16 protein-coding genes are annotated in these 16,214 nt (G+C 49.4%); 1 reads left to right on the forward strand and 15 read right to left on the reverse strand.

Going from position 1 to position 16,214, the window contains the following annotated elements:
* Positions 1–129: 129 nt before the first annotated feature.
* The 10 genes from MHB82_RS28495 to lspA form a co-directional block, all read right to left on the reverse strand.
* Positions 130–1,539, reverse strand: a complete 1,410-nt coding sequence (locus MHB82_RS28495) for an MATE family efflux transporter (RefSeq protein WP_095290892.1) — start codon at positions 1,537–1,539, stop codon at positions 130–132.
* A gap of 253 nt (positions 1,540–1,792) precedes the next feature.
* Positions 1,793–2,656 carry a carbohydrate ABC transporter permease gene (locus MHB82_RS28500; RefSeq protein WP_110758790.1) on the reverse strand — a complete coding sequence of 288 codons (864 nt, stop codon included), beginning with the start codon at positions 2,654–2,656 and terminating at the stop codon, positions 1,793–1,795.
* Positions 2,657–2,712: 56 nt separating this feature from the next.
* Positions 2,713–3,594 (reverse strand): carbohydrate ABC transporter permease, encoded by an 882-nt coding sequence (locus MHB82_RS28505; RefSeq protein ID WP_095290890.1) that lies wholly within the window; start codon positions 3,592–3,594, stop codon positions 2,713–2,715.
* A 56-nt stretch (positions 3,595–3,650) separates the two neighbouring features.
* Complete coding sequence (locus MHB82_RS28510) at positions 3,651–4,988, reverse strand: extracellular solute-binding protein (RefSeq protein WP_341176416.1); 1,338 nt, start codon at positions 4,986–4,988, stop codon at positions 3,651–3,653.
* A gap of 125 nt (positions 4,989–5,113) precedes the next feature.
* Complete coding sequence (locus tag MHB82_RS28515) at positions 5,114–5,902, reverse strand: response regulator (protein WP_095360151.1); 789 nt, start codon at positions 5,900–5,902, stop codon at positions 5,114–5,116.
* The gene (locus MHB82_RS28520) at positions 5,892–7,679 is read right to left on the reverse strand and encodes a cache domain-containing sensor histidine kinase (RefSeq protein WP_341176417.1); all 1,788 of its coding nucleotides are present in this window, start codon (positions 7,677–7,679) and stop codon (positions 5,892–5,894) included. Before MHB82_RS28520 ends, MHB82_RS28515 begins: the two co-directional genes overlap by 11 nt.
* A gap of 249 nt (positions 7,680–7,928) precedes the next feature.
* A complete protein-coding gene (locus MHB82_RS28525) occupies positions 7,929–8,756 on the reverse strand; it encodes a carbohydrate ABC transporter permease (protein WP_095290886.1) in 828 nt (275 codons plus the stop codon).
* Positions 8,756–9,622: a carbohydrate ABC transporter permease gene (locus MHB82_RS28530; RefSeq protein ID WP_095290884.1), complete on the reverse strand. Its 867-nt coding sequence runs from the start codon at positions 9,620–9,622 to the stop codon at positions 8,756–8,758. The genes MHB82_RS28525 and MHB82_RS28530 overlap by 1 nt, the downstream gene beginning before the upstream one ends.
* Positions 9,623–9,646: 24 nt before the next feature.
* Positions 9,647–10,834 (reverse strand): ABC transporter substrate-binding protein, encoded by a 1,188-nt coding sequence (locus MHB82_RS28535; RefSeq protein WP_445671277.1) that lies wholly within the window; start codon positions 10,832–10,834, stop codon positions 9,647–9,649.
* Positions 10,835–11,149: 315 nt separating this feature from the next.
* The gene (gene lspA, locus MHB82_RS28540; protein ID WP_110758452.1) at positions 11,150–11,641 is read right to left on the reverse strand and encodes a signal peptidase II; all 492 of its coding nucleotides are present in this window, start codon (positions 11,639–11,641) and stop codon (positions 11,150–11,152) included.
* 240 nt (positions 11,642–11,881) lie between these two features.
* On the opposite strand from lspA, the gene MHB82_RS28545 reads away from it, so the two are divergent.
* On the forward strand, positions 11,882–12,349 hold the full coding sequence (locus MHB82_RS28545; RefSeq protein ID WP_341176418.1) for a heme-degrading domain-containing protein: 468 nt from the start codon (positions 11,882–11,884) through the stop codon (positions 12,347–12,349).
* A gap of 75 nt (positions 12,350–12,424) precedes the next feature.
* Here the strand turns inward: MHB82_RS28545 and MHB82_RS28550 are convergent, their stop codons facing one another.
* The 5 genes from MHB82_RS28550 to MHB82_RS28570 all read right to left on the reverse strand — a co-directional run bounded on the left by MHB82_RS28550 (position 12,425) and on the right by MHB82_RS28570 (position 16,111).
* Positions 12,425–13,372 carry a nucleoside hydrolase gene (locus MHB82_RS28550; RefSeq protein WP_341176419.1) on the reverse strand — a complete coding sequence of 316 codons (948 nt, stop codon included), beginning with the start codon at positions 13,370–13,372 and terminating at the stop codon, positions 12,425–12,427.
* A 245-nt stretch (positions 13,373–13,617) separates the two neighbouring features.
* Positions 13,618–14,022: a DUF350 domain-containing protein gene (locus MHB82_RS28555; RefSeq protein WP_110758448.1), complete on the reverse strand. Its 405-nt coding sequence runs from the start codon at positions 14,020–14,022 to the stop codon at positions 13,618–13,620.
* Between the two features lie 15 nt (positions 14,023–14,037).
* Entirely contained in the window at positions 14,038–15,354 is a 1,317-nt protein-coding gene (locus tag MHB82_RS28560) for a glutathionylspermidine synthase family protein (RefSeq protein WP_341176420.1), read from the reverse strand.
* Between the two features lie 5 nt (positions 15,355–15,359).
* Positions 15,360–15,644, reverse strand: a complete 285-nt coding sequence (locus MHB82_RS28565; protein ID WP_341176421.1) for a hypothetical protein — start codon at positions 15,642–15,644, stop codon at positions 15,360–15,362.
* Positions 15,644–16,111, reverse strand: coding sequence for a hypothetical protein (locus MHB82_RS28570; RefSeq protein ID WP_341176422.1), 468 nt, complete (start codon positions 16,109–16,111; stop codon positions 15,644–15,646). Before MHB82_RS28570 ends, MHB82_RS28565 begins: the two co-directional genes overlap by 1 nt.
* Positions 16,112–16,214 lie beyond the last annotated feature (103 nt).

Raw genomic sequence — 16,214 nt, forward strand, 5'->3', positions numbered from 1 at the left:
ACGTGTTCGACAAGCAGCCGTTTTGATCATTTTTGCGGAAAATATAAAAAAAGAAGAGCCGGATCAGGGACAACGATGTCCTTGACCAGCTCTTTCTTGAAAGCTGTATATCCAATAGTGGCAAACGAATCAGACTGCTGGAACCGGCTCTGCACCAACCTCGTCCTCATCATGTTCCACCAGTTCATGTTTCTCCCACGCCCGGCTCTTCCAGCGGAAGTACATAATGACCGCACGTGTCCATTCGTCTGCCGCAATGGCAAGCCACACACCTGCCAGACCCAGATCAAGCTGGAACACCAGCAGATATCCGAGAGGCAGACTCATGCATACCATTGAAATCAGCCCCATATATACCGGGAACTTGGCATCCCCTGCCGCACGCAGGGAACCGATAATGACAATGTTGCAGGTACGTCCGGTTTCAAGCAAAAGACTAAGCAGGAGTACCTGAGCGCCCAGCTTGATAATCTCCGGGTTTTCCGTAAAGATGCTCATTAATGGTACGCGGAAGATAATAATGATCACATCAATAATAACGGTGGCCAGAAGGGCCCATTTTACACTGTCGAATACCCGTTTGTATGCCTCATCTTTGCGGCGTGCCCCCACAAGACGACCAACAATGATGGATGTACCCATGCCGATCGCCATGCTGAACAGATAAATATAGCTGGAGATATTGCCGGCATATTGCTTGGTTGCCATGGCTTCCGCACCAAGATAGGTCACGTACAACGTAAATATGAGTTGGCAGGAATGATACACCATGGATTCCATCGCAGACGGAATGCCGATGCGCAGAATTTTGCCGATAAAATTTTTGGACAATTTAATGTAATAACCGAACTCTACCCGAACCTCACTCACACGGTACAACAGCCAGAAGAAGATCAGCAGGCAGATGAAACGGCTTCCCACCGTCGAGATCGCTGCCCCTTCCACGCCCAGCTTGGGCAGGCCAAAATGTCCAAAGATCAGGGCATAGTTACCAATCACGTGGATGACGTTCATAAACACGGATACGTACATCGTTTCCTTGGTATACCCGTGTGTACGAATGGTTGCAGCCAGCGCATTGATAAGAGCCTGCAGGAAAATCCCGCCCCCGACAATGCTTATATACGAACGAGCGTAATCATAGATTTCGCCTTGAATATTCAGAAGTGTCAATAAATGTCCACCAAACACCAGAAAAATAACACTCAGGATCAGCCCAACCATAAGGTTCAGCGTAATCGCATTCCCTGTAACCTGTGCTGCTTCACTCAGTTTTTTGGAACCTATATATTGGGCTACTACAATCGCAGCACCATGTCCGATAACTTCCAGTACAAGAATGGCAATCGAAATAATCTGGTTGGCTGCACCCACCCCGGAGACTGCATTATCCGATACCGAACTAAGCATGAGCGTATCTACGCTCCCCATCAACATAAACAAGAAGAGTTCCAGGAAAATCGGCCAGGTCAGCCGAATCAGCTTCAGATCCTTGGCATCTGAACGGAGGGACTCTTTGGTCGAGGATATTGCTGTCATTTTCTCACCTTTCTAACGTGGGCTTGATTTCATAGGGTATGTTAGCACAGGTAATTTGAAAATGCAGTAGTTTTGTGAAAATAATTGAAAGTTTTTTGAAATACCAGAAATAGGGATTTTTTTGTTTCATAAAACCTGTCATGCAGTCACCGCCACATTGCTCTGTAGACATCGCCGAGACATAGCAAAACCCTTCTATTAAACGCAGACGATGCGTCTAATAGAAGGGCATTACCGGACAATTACCGGACCATTATCCTTTGACCGAACCGGCCGCGATCCCTTCAACAATCCGTTCACTCAGCACCAGAAATGCAATCAGGATCGGCAGGATGCTGATCATCAGCGTAGCACCAATGGCACCCCAATCGGTGGTATACTGCCCAATAAAGTTCTGTACACCAACCGTCAGCGTTTTATACGCATCCGAGCTAATGAAGGTATTGACGAAAATAAATTCGTTCCAGTCATAGATCATGTTAATGATGGCTGTTGTCGCAATTACGGAAGCGGTCATCGGCAGTACAATGCGGAAGAAGATCCGGTTCACCGAGCATCCGTCCATCACCGCCGCCTCCTCGACCTCTCTCGGAAGTGAATAATAGAATCCAAGCAGGATCATAATCGTGATCGGCATATTAAATGCAATGTAAGACAGAATGACCGATAACGGATGGTCTGTGAGATTCAGCTTCAGGAACAAGCTGAACAGTGGGATCAGCGTGGAGTGCACCGGGATCATCAGACCCACCATGAACAGCCCCAGCACCAACGAACGTCCCTTCCAGCGCATCCGTGTGATGGCAAACGTGACGAGACTGGCAAACAGAACCGTGAACACCACAGAAACCACCGTAATCCATACACTGTTGAAAAAGTATAAGCTGATATTACCTTCCGTCCATACCTTGACATAGTTCTCCCAACGCGGCGTAGCCGGGAGGGCAAAAGGAGCCATGTCAAATACTTCCTGATTATTTTTGAGCGAGAATAACAGCAGCCAGATCAAGGGCAATATCTGAAGCACAGCCACCAGAGACAAGAGCACATACAGCAGCACATATCCAAACCTTCTTAACCATGCTGATCCTTGACCCGTCTCCGGATGTACGGGCAGCCGAACAGCCGTATCCGTCTTCACCAGGATAGACCTCCTTTCATTTTACGTTCACGTCAGGAATACTCGATCGTATCTTTGGAAGCCGTCGCCTTGCGGAGCAACCATGTGACCACCAGACAGATCAAGAGCAGGAAAAAACCTACAGCACTGCCGTAACCAAAGTCGAAACTGCGGAAAGCCTGACGATACATATAGGAGGCCATAACTTCACTGGAGCCATTTGGACCCCCATCGGTCATCACATAGATGAGGTCAAAATACTTAAGTGAGCCCACCACGGCGAGCACCACGGTTACCTTGATGACTTCCGTGATGAGTGGCAGCTTGATCCGAAAGGCAATCTGCCACGGATTCGCACCATCAATTCGGGCAGCCTCGACCAGAGATTCCGGGATGTTTTTCAGCGCCGCATAATAGATCAGAATATAGAAGCCCGCATACTGCCACAGAATCGGCACGAATAGTGCATACAGCACGAGCGATGGCTCCGCCAGCCAGGCCGGCGGATTGCTGAATCCGATCGCTTCCAGGAAGGTGTTCAGCACACCGTTACTGGGATGATAAATTTTCAGCCATAACTGAGCAATTGCAACCGAAGACAGCAGCATCGGGATCAGATATATTTTTCGAAATACATTCGCGCCCTTGATCTTGCCTGACAGCACAAGTGCAATCATCAGATAACCAATCAGGCTCAGCGCAGAGAACAGGGCGAGCAAAAACGTATGATTGGCGCTCTGCCAGAACGTACTGTCCTGAATCAATCTGGCGTAGTTATCCAAACCAATAAACGTCATTGCCCCAATCCCATCCCATTGCATCAAACCGTAATATCCGGTGAGCACAATCGGGATATAGACCAGAACCAGCAGCAGAAGCAGCGCAGGCAGCACATACAGCGCAGCAACCAGACGGTTCGACATGACTTTGTCCAAGACGTGATCCTCCCTTCAAACGTTCTAACCTTCAAATGGTGTAGGTGAGGTGTACATCAGTTGCCTTTATCAATTGCAGCCTGATGATTCTTCACAAAGTCCTCCGGGGTGACCGCTTTGCCAAACAATGCCTGAATCATGTCCAGATGCACCTGAGCAGCAGCCGGTTTCATCTGCACATCTGCAAAGAGTGTCAGGCTGCTTGCCTGATTCAACTCGTTCAGCAGATCGATATAGAGCTGTGGCAGCTGTACTGCCGCCGTATCGACTTTGGTTGCAGGAATGACCCCTGCTTCGGTCACGGAGCTTTCACCCCATTTTTCCACAAAGTACTGCACAAACTTCTGCGCTTCTTCCTTCACTTTGGAGTTCTGGGCCACAAACAGGCCTACGCCCGGTCCACCTACCCAGCTGTTGATGTCTCCTTTGCCGCCGTCAATCGTCGGAAATTTGAAAAATCCAACCTTATCCTTGAATTCCTGCGGAATATCCGGGTTCGTAGTAAAGTTCGGCAGTTCCCACGTTCCCATCAGGTACATGGCAGCCTTCTCATTCATGAATTCGGATTTGCCTTCGTCATTGGATAACCCGTTAAAGCCCTTGTTGAATGCGTTCATATCGACAAGCTTCTGCACTTCTGCCGCGGCCTGTGTCAGCGCAGGATCTTCAAACTTGCCTGATCCACTAATCGCTTTCTCCAGCGCATCCCCGCCTAAACGGTTCGCCAGATACATATACCAGAGTGAACCGGTCCAGCGGTCTTTATTCCCGAGTGCAATCGGCACTTCGCCGTTCTCGGTCAGCGTCTTCAGCACATTCAGGAATTCATCGTATGTGGCTGGCGGCTGCAAATTATATTTGGCAAAGATCGCTTTGTTGTAATAAATGGGGGATATATTCAGCTCAATCGGGAGCGCATAGGTTTTGCTGTCTACCGCGTAAGCCTCTGTTGTTCCAGCGATGAACTTCTCACCAAGGGATCCATTCAGCAGTTCATCGAGCGGCGCAAACAGATTGCCCTTAACATAAGGCTCCAGGAAGCCTGCGGCCCAGGTTACCCCGACATCGGGCAGTTCATTGGATGCGGACAAAATCTTCAGTTTATTCTTGTATTGTTCATTCTCCAGCACTTCCTGCTTGATCGTCACATTTGGATGATCCGTCTGATACTGCTGGATAATATCATTGACCAGCTTGTTCTGCTGTGCAGAACTGCCGGCCGGCCAGAGATGCATAAATTTCAGCGTGACCTTTCCGTCTGTGGTACCGCCCTCTCCACTGCCATTACTGCCGGATTCGCTGCCTCCACCGGAACCCGCGCTGCTGCACCCCGACAATATGACAGCGAGAACCAGCGTCCATGACAGAAGCATTGCCAGCGTTTTTTTGCTCATAATTCCAGCCCCCAATAGTGGTTTTTCGGTTAATGTAACCGCTTTATTGAAATTGTAGCACGGGCATAACCACGCTATAAGGTCAGGACGATTTGGTAAAACTCCACTATTTTAAGGTGAACTTGTTAACTCTTTTCATTTACGGCATGACGGTATTTGCTTGGACTGAGCCCCTCCAGGCTTTTGAAGACTTTGATAAAATATTTATCGGTCTGGTAGCCAACGCTCTCCGCGATCTCCGAGATGGGCATCGTTGTCTGCACCAGCAATTCCTTGGCCCGCTGTACCCGTTTACGCATAAGATACTCACTGAAATTCAGCCCGACCTGCTCCTTGAACAGCACGCTGAAATAACTGGAGTTCAGATGCAGCGAATCGGCAAGCTCACGCATGGTCATCGGTTCACCCAGATGTGCCTCAATGTATGCCAAAGCTTCGCCAATCGGGGTATTGCCCTGCTGTTCTCTTCGCTCCTTGACCTCGAACAGCTTCGGATCAACCATCTCCTGTATCGTTTGGATGCGCCGCTGCTGTTCATGGACGTGCAGTGCCTTCTGTACCGTTTGCAGCAGCTGCTCTTTGTCAATCGGCTTGAGCAGATAATCGACCACACCGAGCTTGATCGCCTGGTGGACATAATCAAAGTCCGCATACCCCGACATAATCAGGACAGCCGGCTTGCTGGGAAAATGCTGAATGGCCTCCACCAGCGACAAGCCCGAGAACTCCGGCATACGAACATCGGTGATCAGCAGATCTGCAGGCTGGCTGGCGAGCCAGTCCCTGGCTTCAACACCGCTTGCGGCCGTCTGAATCCGGTTTCGCCCAGTAGACCAGGCCTCAAGTGTTTTGCGTATGCCTTCTCTTGTACGCGGCTCGTCATCCACAATCAGAATGGTTTTCTCATGAATCATGTGCAGCCCCCATTTCCCTCGGAATTTCAAAACATATGATGGTGCCTCTCCCTATTTCGCTCTCCACCACAAGTTTGGCTGCATCGCCCAGTTGGCTGCCAAAGTAGACTTTCAGCCGGCGATGCACATTGATCAGCCCCACTCCCGTTCCCTTCGTGGATGCAGCAGGCCCGCCGTCCAAAGCTTGAACAATGGATAGCAGACGTTCCTCATCCATGCCCGGCCCATTATCTTGGACCTTGACGCGTACACGACCTTCTACCGAGGAAGGTTCAACACGAATCTCCACCTTTCCCGGTTTTAACGTATTTTCAATCCCGTGCAGTATCGCGTTTTCCACCAATGGCTGGATCAGCAGCTTGGGGATAGGCACGCTGCGCAGTTCCTCGCTCAGCCTGATCTCCCACTGCATTCTCTCGCCCAGCCGCATCTGCATAATGTTTAAATACCGCTCCGCATGCTCCAGTTCGTCCGTGATCGTAACCCATTCATCCTGATGAGGACCCGGGATGATGTAGCGAAATAACCGGGACATGGCAATAACTCTAAGTGCCAGCTCCTCTTCTCCTTTTTCCTCCAAAGACCAATAGAATGCCTCCAGAGTATTAAACAGAAAATGCGGATTAATCTGGGATTGCAGCGCCTTCAGCTCGGCCCGGGACTGCATGACTTCCTTCTCATGCACCACACGTGTCAATTCGTTCTGCCTGTACACCATCTGGTTATACACATCATTCAGCTCATTGATCTCCATGGTGGAACTGACCATCAGATTCGGTCTCATCGCTCCGGGCTGTGCCCCGCGCATGGCCCGCATCAGCCGAATCAACGGACGTGTGATCATGGTGGACAGGAAAAAGGACATCACAAGAAACAGCCCCACACCAATAATTCCCGAAACGAGCAGCGCTGTTCTGAGGATCGATACCCCTTCGGTTGTTTCTCCTAGCGGTGTCAGCACAGCAAGTGTCCATCCCGTCAGCTCGGACTTATGGCGGACAACGATATAGGATTCCTCTCCATTCTGAACGACGGATCCACTGTCCAAAATGGCCTTGGGATCAAGGTTAATCTGCAGATTGGAAGTCACCACTTCACCATCGCCGTCCAGCAGCAGGATGGAATCCTGCAAACCCTCAGCCTCATTCGAGTCATTCAGTTGAAAAAAACTGCGCTGCATCCGCACCACAACATAGCCACCATGTTCAAAAGAATGCTCCAGCAGGTTGATTCGACGAATGGCGAGAAGTACACCCGGGTCTTCAGGGTCAGAGCCCGCCCACACCAATCTGCCTTTGCCTTCATCCGCTTGGGTAATCCAGCTGCGCTCCACTCGGAGATCCAGGGATCGGTCATCCATCGGGAATATACGGTTGTATCCGGTTGTGTAGATCTCCATACTTTGCGCCCCGTTAATAAAAGATTGATAGCTGCCTGCAATCTGAAGCAGTGCCTGACGTTGATTAAAGGTGGCCGGTTTACCATGCTTCTCGTCACTGAGCAGACGCTGCACATACGAATCATCCGCGACCTGGGCCGTCAGGGAGTTCACCTGTGCAATGAGCGCATCCAACCGACCACTGGCCTGCACTGCGGTCTGATGGATATGTTTCTCGGCATTGCTCTTCAGCAATGCAGCCACCCGGTCATAGGCTGTTACACCTGCGAGCAGCAGAACAATGAGCATCACCATGACGAAACCGACGAAGATCTGATTGCGGAGCGAGTTATAACGCCCTGTTTTCCTCTGCAATTCCGTCCATTCTCCTTTCTGCATGTAAAAAAAACCACCATCCTACTCCCTTGCTCTTGAGATTGAGTACACCGATGCTGGTTTCATTCACTTATTTAATTAAAGCGCTTGCAAAACACGACACTCGCCTTCTTTGTTTAACGATTAAACTAACGAATAAAAAATAGCACAGTTTCCCGGGTTAATCAATCCGTTCGAAACGTTCAGGATGCGTCCTTGGAATAAAAAAAGAGAGGAGGACTCTTAGGTCCGCCCCTCTATATTCACATCCCTTTATTTTACAGAACCTTGGGTTACCCCGTTAATGATCCACTTCTGAGCAAACAGATAGATGATAATCATCGGCAGCAAGGCCAGCAGGTAGGATGCAAACGCCAGGTTGAAGTCGGTATTGAACTGACCCTGGAAGACGTATTGCACCAGCGGCAGTGTGTACTGTGCCGGATCACTGATAATGATGAGTGGCAGCAGGAAGTCATTGTAGGTGGACAGACAAGTCAGAATACCAACTGTAGCACTGATTGGTGCCATGAGCGGGAAAATGATTTTCCAGAATGTGCCCCAGGTTGTTGCTCCATCCACAAAAGCTGCCTCCTCAAGTGCCACCGGAATGGACCGGATATATCCAACATACACGAAGACGTTAAAGGCGAGTCCATACACCGTATGTAATAAGGTCAAGCCAAGCAGGTTCGTCATCTCCAGTGAAGATGTCAGTTTGACAATCGGCAGCATGATGATCGGAAACGGAATGAACATCGCACTGACGAAGTAATAGTACAGCCCTTTGAAAAACTTGCGTTTCTCCATATTGCGTGCGATAGCGTAAGCCACCATGGAGTTACTAAGGAGCGTCAAAATGACGGTAGATGCAGTAACGACAGCACTGTTACGGAACGATTGGAAGAAGTTCGTCATGTCGATGGCACTTGCGAAGTTCTCCCAGTGCAATTGGGTCGGGAAGGCAAATACCGACTGAGCCATTTGCTCCGGATTTTTCAACGCAATCGTCACCGTCATATAGAGCGGAAATAGTATGAATAATGTGCCCAGAATAACGAGCAGCATCACCAGCCAGTTGGTACGTGTACGGCTTCTCATTACAGATCCATCTCCCTTCTTTGCAGGAACCGGATTTGCAGAATCGAAATCACCGCAATAACGATGAAGTAAATAACCGAGTTCGCAGATTGATATGCATATTCGCCGCCTTCAAATCCACCTGTGTAGATCAGGTGAGAAATGGACTGTGTTGCTCGGCCGGGTCCACCGTTGGTCAAGGCAACGATCTGATCGAAGACCATCAGGGAATTTTTCATGGCCAGTACCATATTGATCGTGAAAAATGGGGCAATGAGCGGGAAGGTAATACTCCAGAATTCTCGCCATTTGCCTGCACCGTCGAGGTTGGATGCCTCGTACAGCGTTGTTGGTATCGTTTGCAGTCCGGCCAGATACAGAATCGTATTAAGTGCTACCGATTGCCATACGGCCACGATAACGATCCCGATCCATGCCAGGCTTTCGCTACCCAGAATGTTTGTCGATAGGGCATTAATCCCCAGGTTCTGTCCCCAGATTGGAAACACGTTGGAGAACAGGTAGTTAAATATGTAACCCACGATTAATACACTCAGGATGTTCGGAAGGAAGTAAATGCCGCGGAAAAAGTTGCGGAACTTGATCTTGGCATTCAGCCCAAGTGCGATGAGCAGGCTTAGAATATTGGTCAGAATGGTTACCACGATGGCAAACTTGAACGTAAACCAGTAAGCATTGCCCACATTGTCGTCCTGAAACAGGTTGAAATAGTTTTTGAAACCAACGAAATCATAGCTTTTCCCAAATCCGTTGTAGTTCGTAAAGGAATAATATATCCCCTGGAGAGCCGGCAGCGTCATAAACACGAAGAACAATACCACCGCCGGAACCGTCATCCAGTAATAGGGTGCCATACGTTTGTTCATACTCCATCCTCCTTTGGACAAGGCTTAACGCCGGTTCGCTACCTTGTCCCATTCTTTGTCGAGTGTATCCAGATAGTTGTCGATGTCTTTGTTCTGCAAAAAGGACTGTACGATGGAATTCAGCTGCACCGCAGCCGGAATGTAGTGATCGGCAAAATCAATAACCTTGCCCTGCTCGATATAAGGCGTCAGCTCCTGTACCGCAGGGTCGTCCTGCTCCACACCTTCGACTGCGGCAAATAACGTTTGCTCTTCAATGTATTTTCCGATGTTTTCGGGTTCCAGCAGGAATGCGATAAACGTCTCAGCCTGTTCCCGGTTTGGCGTATCCGCCGCGATCGTAAACAGGGAGTCGATACCGTTCACCAGCTTGATCTCGCTTGGATCATTTCCAGTCGGGAACGGGAAGAAGCCGATATCCACATTCGGGTTGGCTTTGCGAATCTCGGAGATCGCCCAGGTTCCCTGGATATACATGAATGCTTCACCGTTGGCAAAAGCACGGTTACCGTCGGAATAGGCCTTACCGAAGTTGTCGCCATGTCCGTAATTCATCAGTTCAAGCTGCTTTTCCGCCACCTCGAGGTATTTCTCCTTGAAGGTCACCTTGTTCTCGCGACGCTCGAGATAGAAATCAATACCGACCAGGTTGGGTCCAAGCGCATTGAACGGGAGATTGGTCTGCCAGTCATCCTTATAGGTGAAGTAAAACGGAATCTTGCCTGCATCCTTGATCTTTTGGGCGGTAGCAATCAGCTCGTCCCATGTCTTGGGAACGTCCAGGCCCATTTCCTTAAACAACGTTTTGTTGTACATGATGCCGTTTGCATTAGTTGCGTAAGGAATACCGGTCACTTCCTCCATACCCGTGACATCCTTCAGCATTTGTATGTAATTCGGATCAATCGTCTTGGTCAGGGAGCTATCCGTCAGATCGGCGAAAATTTCACTTTGGGCCAAAATCGAATATGTATCGGTTGCACCCATGGCCATAATGTCAGGCACATCGTTCTTCACGACGCGGGTCTTCAACACGGTCTCCGCATCTGGCGGATTCACCTGAGTGACCTGTATATCGGAATGCTCCGCATTGAAAGTTTTGATCAGTTCGTCAAAAGTTGCTTTGGCTTCGGGTTTGTTCTGGAAAAATTCGACCTGCACTTTGCCGTTTGCGCTCTCCCCACTTGTACAAGAGGATAGGAGCACAGCCATTATTCCACACAGCAGCATTGTCCCGAGTGCCTTGGTAAGCGATGTTCTCATGTTGTACCTCCCTCAGCGTTATATACGTAAAACTTTACCCATTAAACTGGTGAAATAACCATATGGTTAATCCTTTCACCTTATCCACCTTACAGAATGGCGTTATTCAACCCTTTTCTATTTCTAAAACGGTTTCGGTTAAAATGAATCATGGATGTATTTTCCAGATTATATGGCTGTATAACAAAAAGAAGGGCATCGGTAACTATCCAATGTCCTTCTTTTTTCCATTTTGTGTGATTGCAGCACTTGATTATTATCGTATTACCAACGTTCAATTTTGGGCAAGGCATTGCGCGATCGCTTGGCCCGGTAGCTCTTCCATGCACGGATTAACATTCCGATCACCAAGAGTATCACCCCAATGTTAATCGCTACATCAGCCAGGTTGAGGATCCCTCGGCCAGATGGAAATACTAGAAAATCCGTTACTTTTGCAAATACAAAACGGTCGATTGCATTTCCCAAGGCTCCACCGACCATGAAGCCTGCTCCTGCCTGCATCCAGAAACCACGAATTTCACCTTTTCTCCGATAATACAGAATGCCGGCAATAAACAGAATGGCGACAACGCCAAACAGACGCGCATTTCCCTGGAACATGCTTCCCGCCATCCCGCTATTCTCATAATGCTGCAGCTGCATGCCGGAGTCACCGAGTCTCATCATGTCGCCGACTTCCATATACATTCTCACGGCCAGCTTGGTACCCTGATCCACCAGCGTAACCAGCAGTGCTATAAAATAAAACAGCATATTATCTCTCCTCCAACCCAACTCATTTTGCCCTATCCTATGTAAACCTGTGGAATGTCCAAAGTTTCGTTCCCTTCACTTTACCACAGCCAAAGTCATGTCTCCAAATGGGCTCCTTTGAAAGGCAGATTTAGAGCCAAACGATAACCCAGCCTGCATCCGGAAGGGACCACCCTACCCTACGTCGAATGTAGACATAAACTACACATGTAAAGGGGCTGCCTTAGATTGAACCTGACGATGACAGAGAGATTAAAGGAAATGCAGCAGGAAGAAAAGGACTTGGTATTTCGTACATTTGACTCTGAACTGGCCCTACAGCTTGGGCTCCAACTGATCGAGGAGGCAAAAAGCCGTTCACAGGCCGTAACCATCGACATTACCCTCCGTGGGCACCGCCTTTTCCTGCATGCCATGGAAGGCACTCATCCGGACAATGAAGATTGGATCCGGCGTAAAAACAACGTGGTAAACCACTTCTCCTCCAGTTCATGGCATACCGCTCTTCGTCTGCGCAGCGAGAATAAAGCGCTTCAGCAGGATTTTAGCCTGCCTTCCTCTGACTTTGTACTGGCTGGTGGTGCCTTTCCATTGATTGTGGAAGGTCAGGGACAGATCGGAACAATTACGGTATCGGGTCTGCCTGATGAAGAGGACCACGACCTGGTCACCACCGGAATCCGTTCATTTTTGCTGCAGCAAGGCTAACGAAATGTATCAAGAAAAGCCCACCAGGTCCTTACGGACCCAGGTGGGCTTGCCGTGTTTAGATCATTCCTTGGTTCATTGAATAGCTGACAAAACATCCAGCAGCATGGATTTAAACTTCGGCCGACCGATGGCTTCACATACGCGCACGTTAGGTTCTTTGCCGAAACGTCCGTTGATGTCCACTACGCTGTATCCACGCGTGAGTTCTCCTGCGGCTTCCACATCCACGTAATATTGACCGGACTTCGTCATCAGCGATTCGTCTGCTGCTACCGCCATCAGCAGTGTATCCGGGTGTGTGGTGCCATTCAGCTTATGTACTGACTTGTTGAACTGCATAACCACTTTGTTGATCGCTGTGAAGAAATCGGCTCCGGATGTTCCGAGCGCTGCAATTTCTGCATGGTCATCATCATCCATAACGGAATATTGGGTACACATCTCCCAGCCGACCATCGTGGTTGGAATACCAGCATGCAGTACAATTTTGGCAGCTTCAGGGTCAACGTAGAAGTTGTATTCCGCCGCTGGCGTAATATTGCCCAGTGCATTATTCGTACCGCCCATGATGTAGAGATGAGCAATCTCTGGAATAATTGTCGGGTCCTTTTGAATCGCCATCGCAATGTTGGTCAGGGGTGCAATCGCCAGAAGAGAGATCTCTCCCGGATTGGCATGCACTTTCTCAATGATAAAATCAACCGCGTGGCCGCTTTCGGGACGCTGATCTGCCTTGGGGAAATGCGCGCCGCCCATGCCGTCGTCGCCATGCACATCTTCCACTGTGCGGTGCTGCACCTGCCCGTAGGCCATCAGCGGACGTTCGCACCCTTTGTATACAGGCACCTTGCCGCCATGTCCAGCCACCTGCACGGTGTACAGGGCATTTTCAACCTCTTGGTCAAACTGGACGTTACCGCCCGTAATGGTGATGCCTTCCACTTGGAAGTGGTGCAGAGCCGTCAGGATCGCAATTGTATCGTCTCCTGCTGTATCTGTATCAATGATGACTTTTCTCATGATGCCGCGCTCCTTCTTCCGTTTAATATTCATTTAGAACGAACATATAAGAAATACACACTTGCACTCCAAGTACAGAACAATCTTACGATCGCTGTTATCCTCAGATTTTTTTATACCTTCTGAAAAGGTGAAAATCCGATGATAAAGGCGAACGCTTCGCTTCTCCAGATTTTTTCTGTCCTCTTCATACCTGTGTAATTATTATATTCCCTCTAAATTATCATGTATCGCTAGGGTACATTTTACATCAAAAACGTACCGATGACGATGGAAACGCCGATGATGATGGAACGCAGCAGCTGTGCTACCGCCAGATTGCCTCTTGCGATTTCATCGCATACACGCATTTTCGGCGTCAGGAAATCAAATATAATATAGACCAGACACAAAATTATGATCCCTAATGCAGACCAGAGCAGCATATCAAGCCATGAGTGCGTGGAGAAAGACACCATACCAACAATGATGCACAGTCCCAGCAGCTTGCTGCCCATGTACATGCCCGCCGCTTCGTTGCCTTTGGCAATTTCCTCACTATCGTTATAGCGGGTCAGTTTGCTAAAAGCAAAATACCCACATACCAATACCACCAGCAGAATGCCGATACCCACCGCCACATTCAGCAGGTTCAATCCCAAGTTATCCATTCCTACTCCTCCTCATCATCCAGTACGTTTATTGACCGCAGCCGCACAATAATAGGCCATATCTCCGGTTACTTTCTCCCCTATCCGGGGCAGTACACCGGCGAAACGCCCCCCTATGACAAACACGCCTGTCAGCAGATAGCCGCTATATTCCCCGTCTTCTGTCACGATGCTTGCCTGTTCCATCGGAACCAGCTGCTGATAAATCTTCGGTTGGTTGTTATAATACGCAGCGATTTCTTCATCTTCGTCCTGTCCTGCTTCTGGTGCGTTACTCTCCGTTCCTTCACCCAGCAGCAGTGTGCCTCGGCCCTCACGGCCCCAATAGCTTTTCTCGACATAAGGAGTGGACTCCAGTTCAAAAGGTCCTGCTTCGAAATAAGTGGGCAACAGATACCGCGAAATGGACTCAAGCTCCGCATCCGTAAACAACCGAAAACCGCAGTACTCCGGTGTCTGTTCATTGCGCTCATACAGTGACCAGATCGCAGCCATGAAGCCTTTGCTCTGCATCAGGACATGCTGTACGGGGTTCATCAGCCCAAGCCGGCCTTCCTGTACCAGTGCAAGCAGTGCTGCACCGATGTCCACACCTGTTGTCTCATCCCGATCATCAACGAGATACTCCAGCGGATACAGACGATACAGCAGCTGAATCTCGTGTCCATCATGATACAGTGCCTCTCCGGGAACAATCTCAAGTTCCTCCAGAGGAGCATAACGCACCTCATATCCAGCCTCTTGGCAGCGTCTCATCAGATATTCCGTATTGGTCCGATCCTCCACATGCTCACCAAATGAAGTAAATGTCACTGGTCCTCGCAGCCCTTGCTCGGCATAAGACTCTAGCCACCTGCGGAAGCATTCCCGGATGCAGGCATCCATGTCTGCTGATGGTGCCCTGAAGTCATCACGTTCGGCCATGCCCACCATCATGCGCTCCAGCACTGCAGCTTCAGGTATGCCCGTAGGCGTGTCGGTATTGTTTTCGATACACTTGAACCCCGCCTCACCGATGATCCAGTCCTGACGCGTAATACCACCCGTCACTGTCTCCATCCTTGCTGTCGCAACGAGCCCTGGATGAATACCCAGCTGCTGCTCCAGAAAGCTATCCGGCATGTATTGCTGGATAAACCGCATGACTTTGCAGTATATTCCATCAACCTGTGCAGCGGCATGCTGCAATTCCTTCATTTCTTGAGGCGTATACAGGGTTAGTGAGGGTACACAATATTGCTTGCCATACATCCGGTGATATGGAACATGCTGCCCTGCTTCGCCCGCAAACACCTCTTCGTGTCCATATGGCAATGAGTGGATATGCCTCATATCCATTAGCCCCCCGAACTGCGGAAGAAGCTGCCAAATCCGCTCGATTTGGACTTCGAGCTACTATAGGAGCTGTTCTTACTACTACTGCTGCTGCCACCGTATGAACCGCCATAATAATAATGCCCACTGCTGGAATCATACTCACATCCGGTGTCATAATCCGGGTCGCACTCGTCATTGCTGCCGCAGCCCGACAATACCGCGGGTACAGCCAGCATCAGGGAAAAGGCAACCAGCTTTGCCTTTGACCCGGGTTTCGATGAATGGTACCGCTCTTCTTCTGTCATTACAGGTCTACCTCCTTCATAAAAAACAACACTTTCCGGCGATCCGCATCCAGCACCGAATACACGAATTCATACGTCGTTCCGTTACGAACCATATAATGGTCCAGCAGCCGCTCGGCGAGTTCCATCGTGTACGAGGACGAGTCTGCGAGTTCCAACTCCTGAAATGCCTTTCCATTCCACAGCATGTACTCTGCGCTGTACATCGAGGAGACTTTGCACATGGCCAGTGCAGCGTCCGCAATCGCTGTACCGTAATCTGCTGGCATCTGGCTGTCGTACGCAGTCACATAGATGGAATGATCCCGCAGATCCTCACACTCGTTGGACAGGTGGGCCCACAGTTTGTTTTTCATCAGGGTTGCATCCACCAGTTTGCGCATAAACAGTTCATCCCGGGTAACAGATACGTACTCCAGCTGCCCGGTCTCAGCCTGCCGATCGTCCGACCAGCTTCGATAAGTCAATGCGTAATAGATAACGATAACCTCCCTTTTGTGTAGCTCTAAGTTGAGCCGCTTCAAAATCATACAAACGTATTTAACGCATGAGAAGGGAAAAAGTTACACT

It is taken from the genome of Paenibacillus sp. FSL K6-2862 (assembly GCF_038005125.1).
In the GTDB taxonomy this organism is placed as follows: Bacteria; Bacillota; Bacilli; order Paenibacillales; family Paenibacillaceae; genus Paenibacillus; species Paenibacillus illinoisensis_A.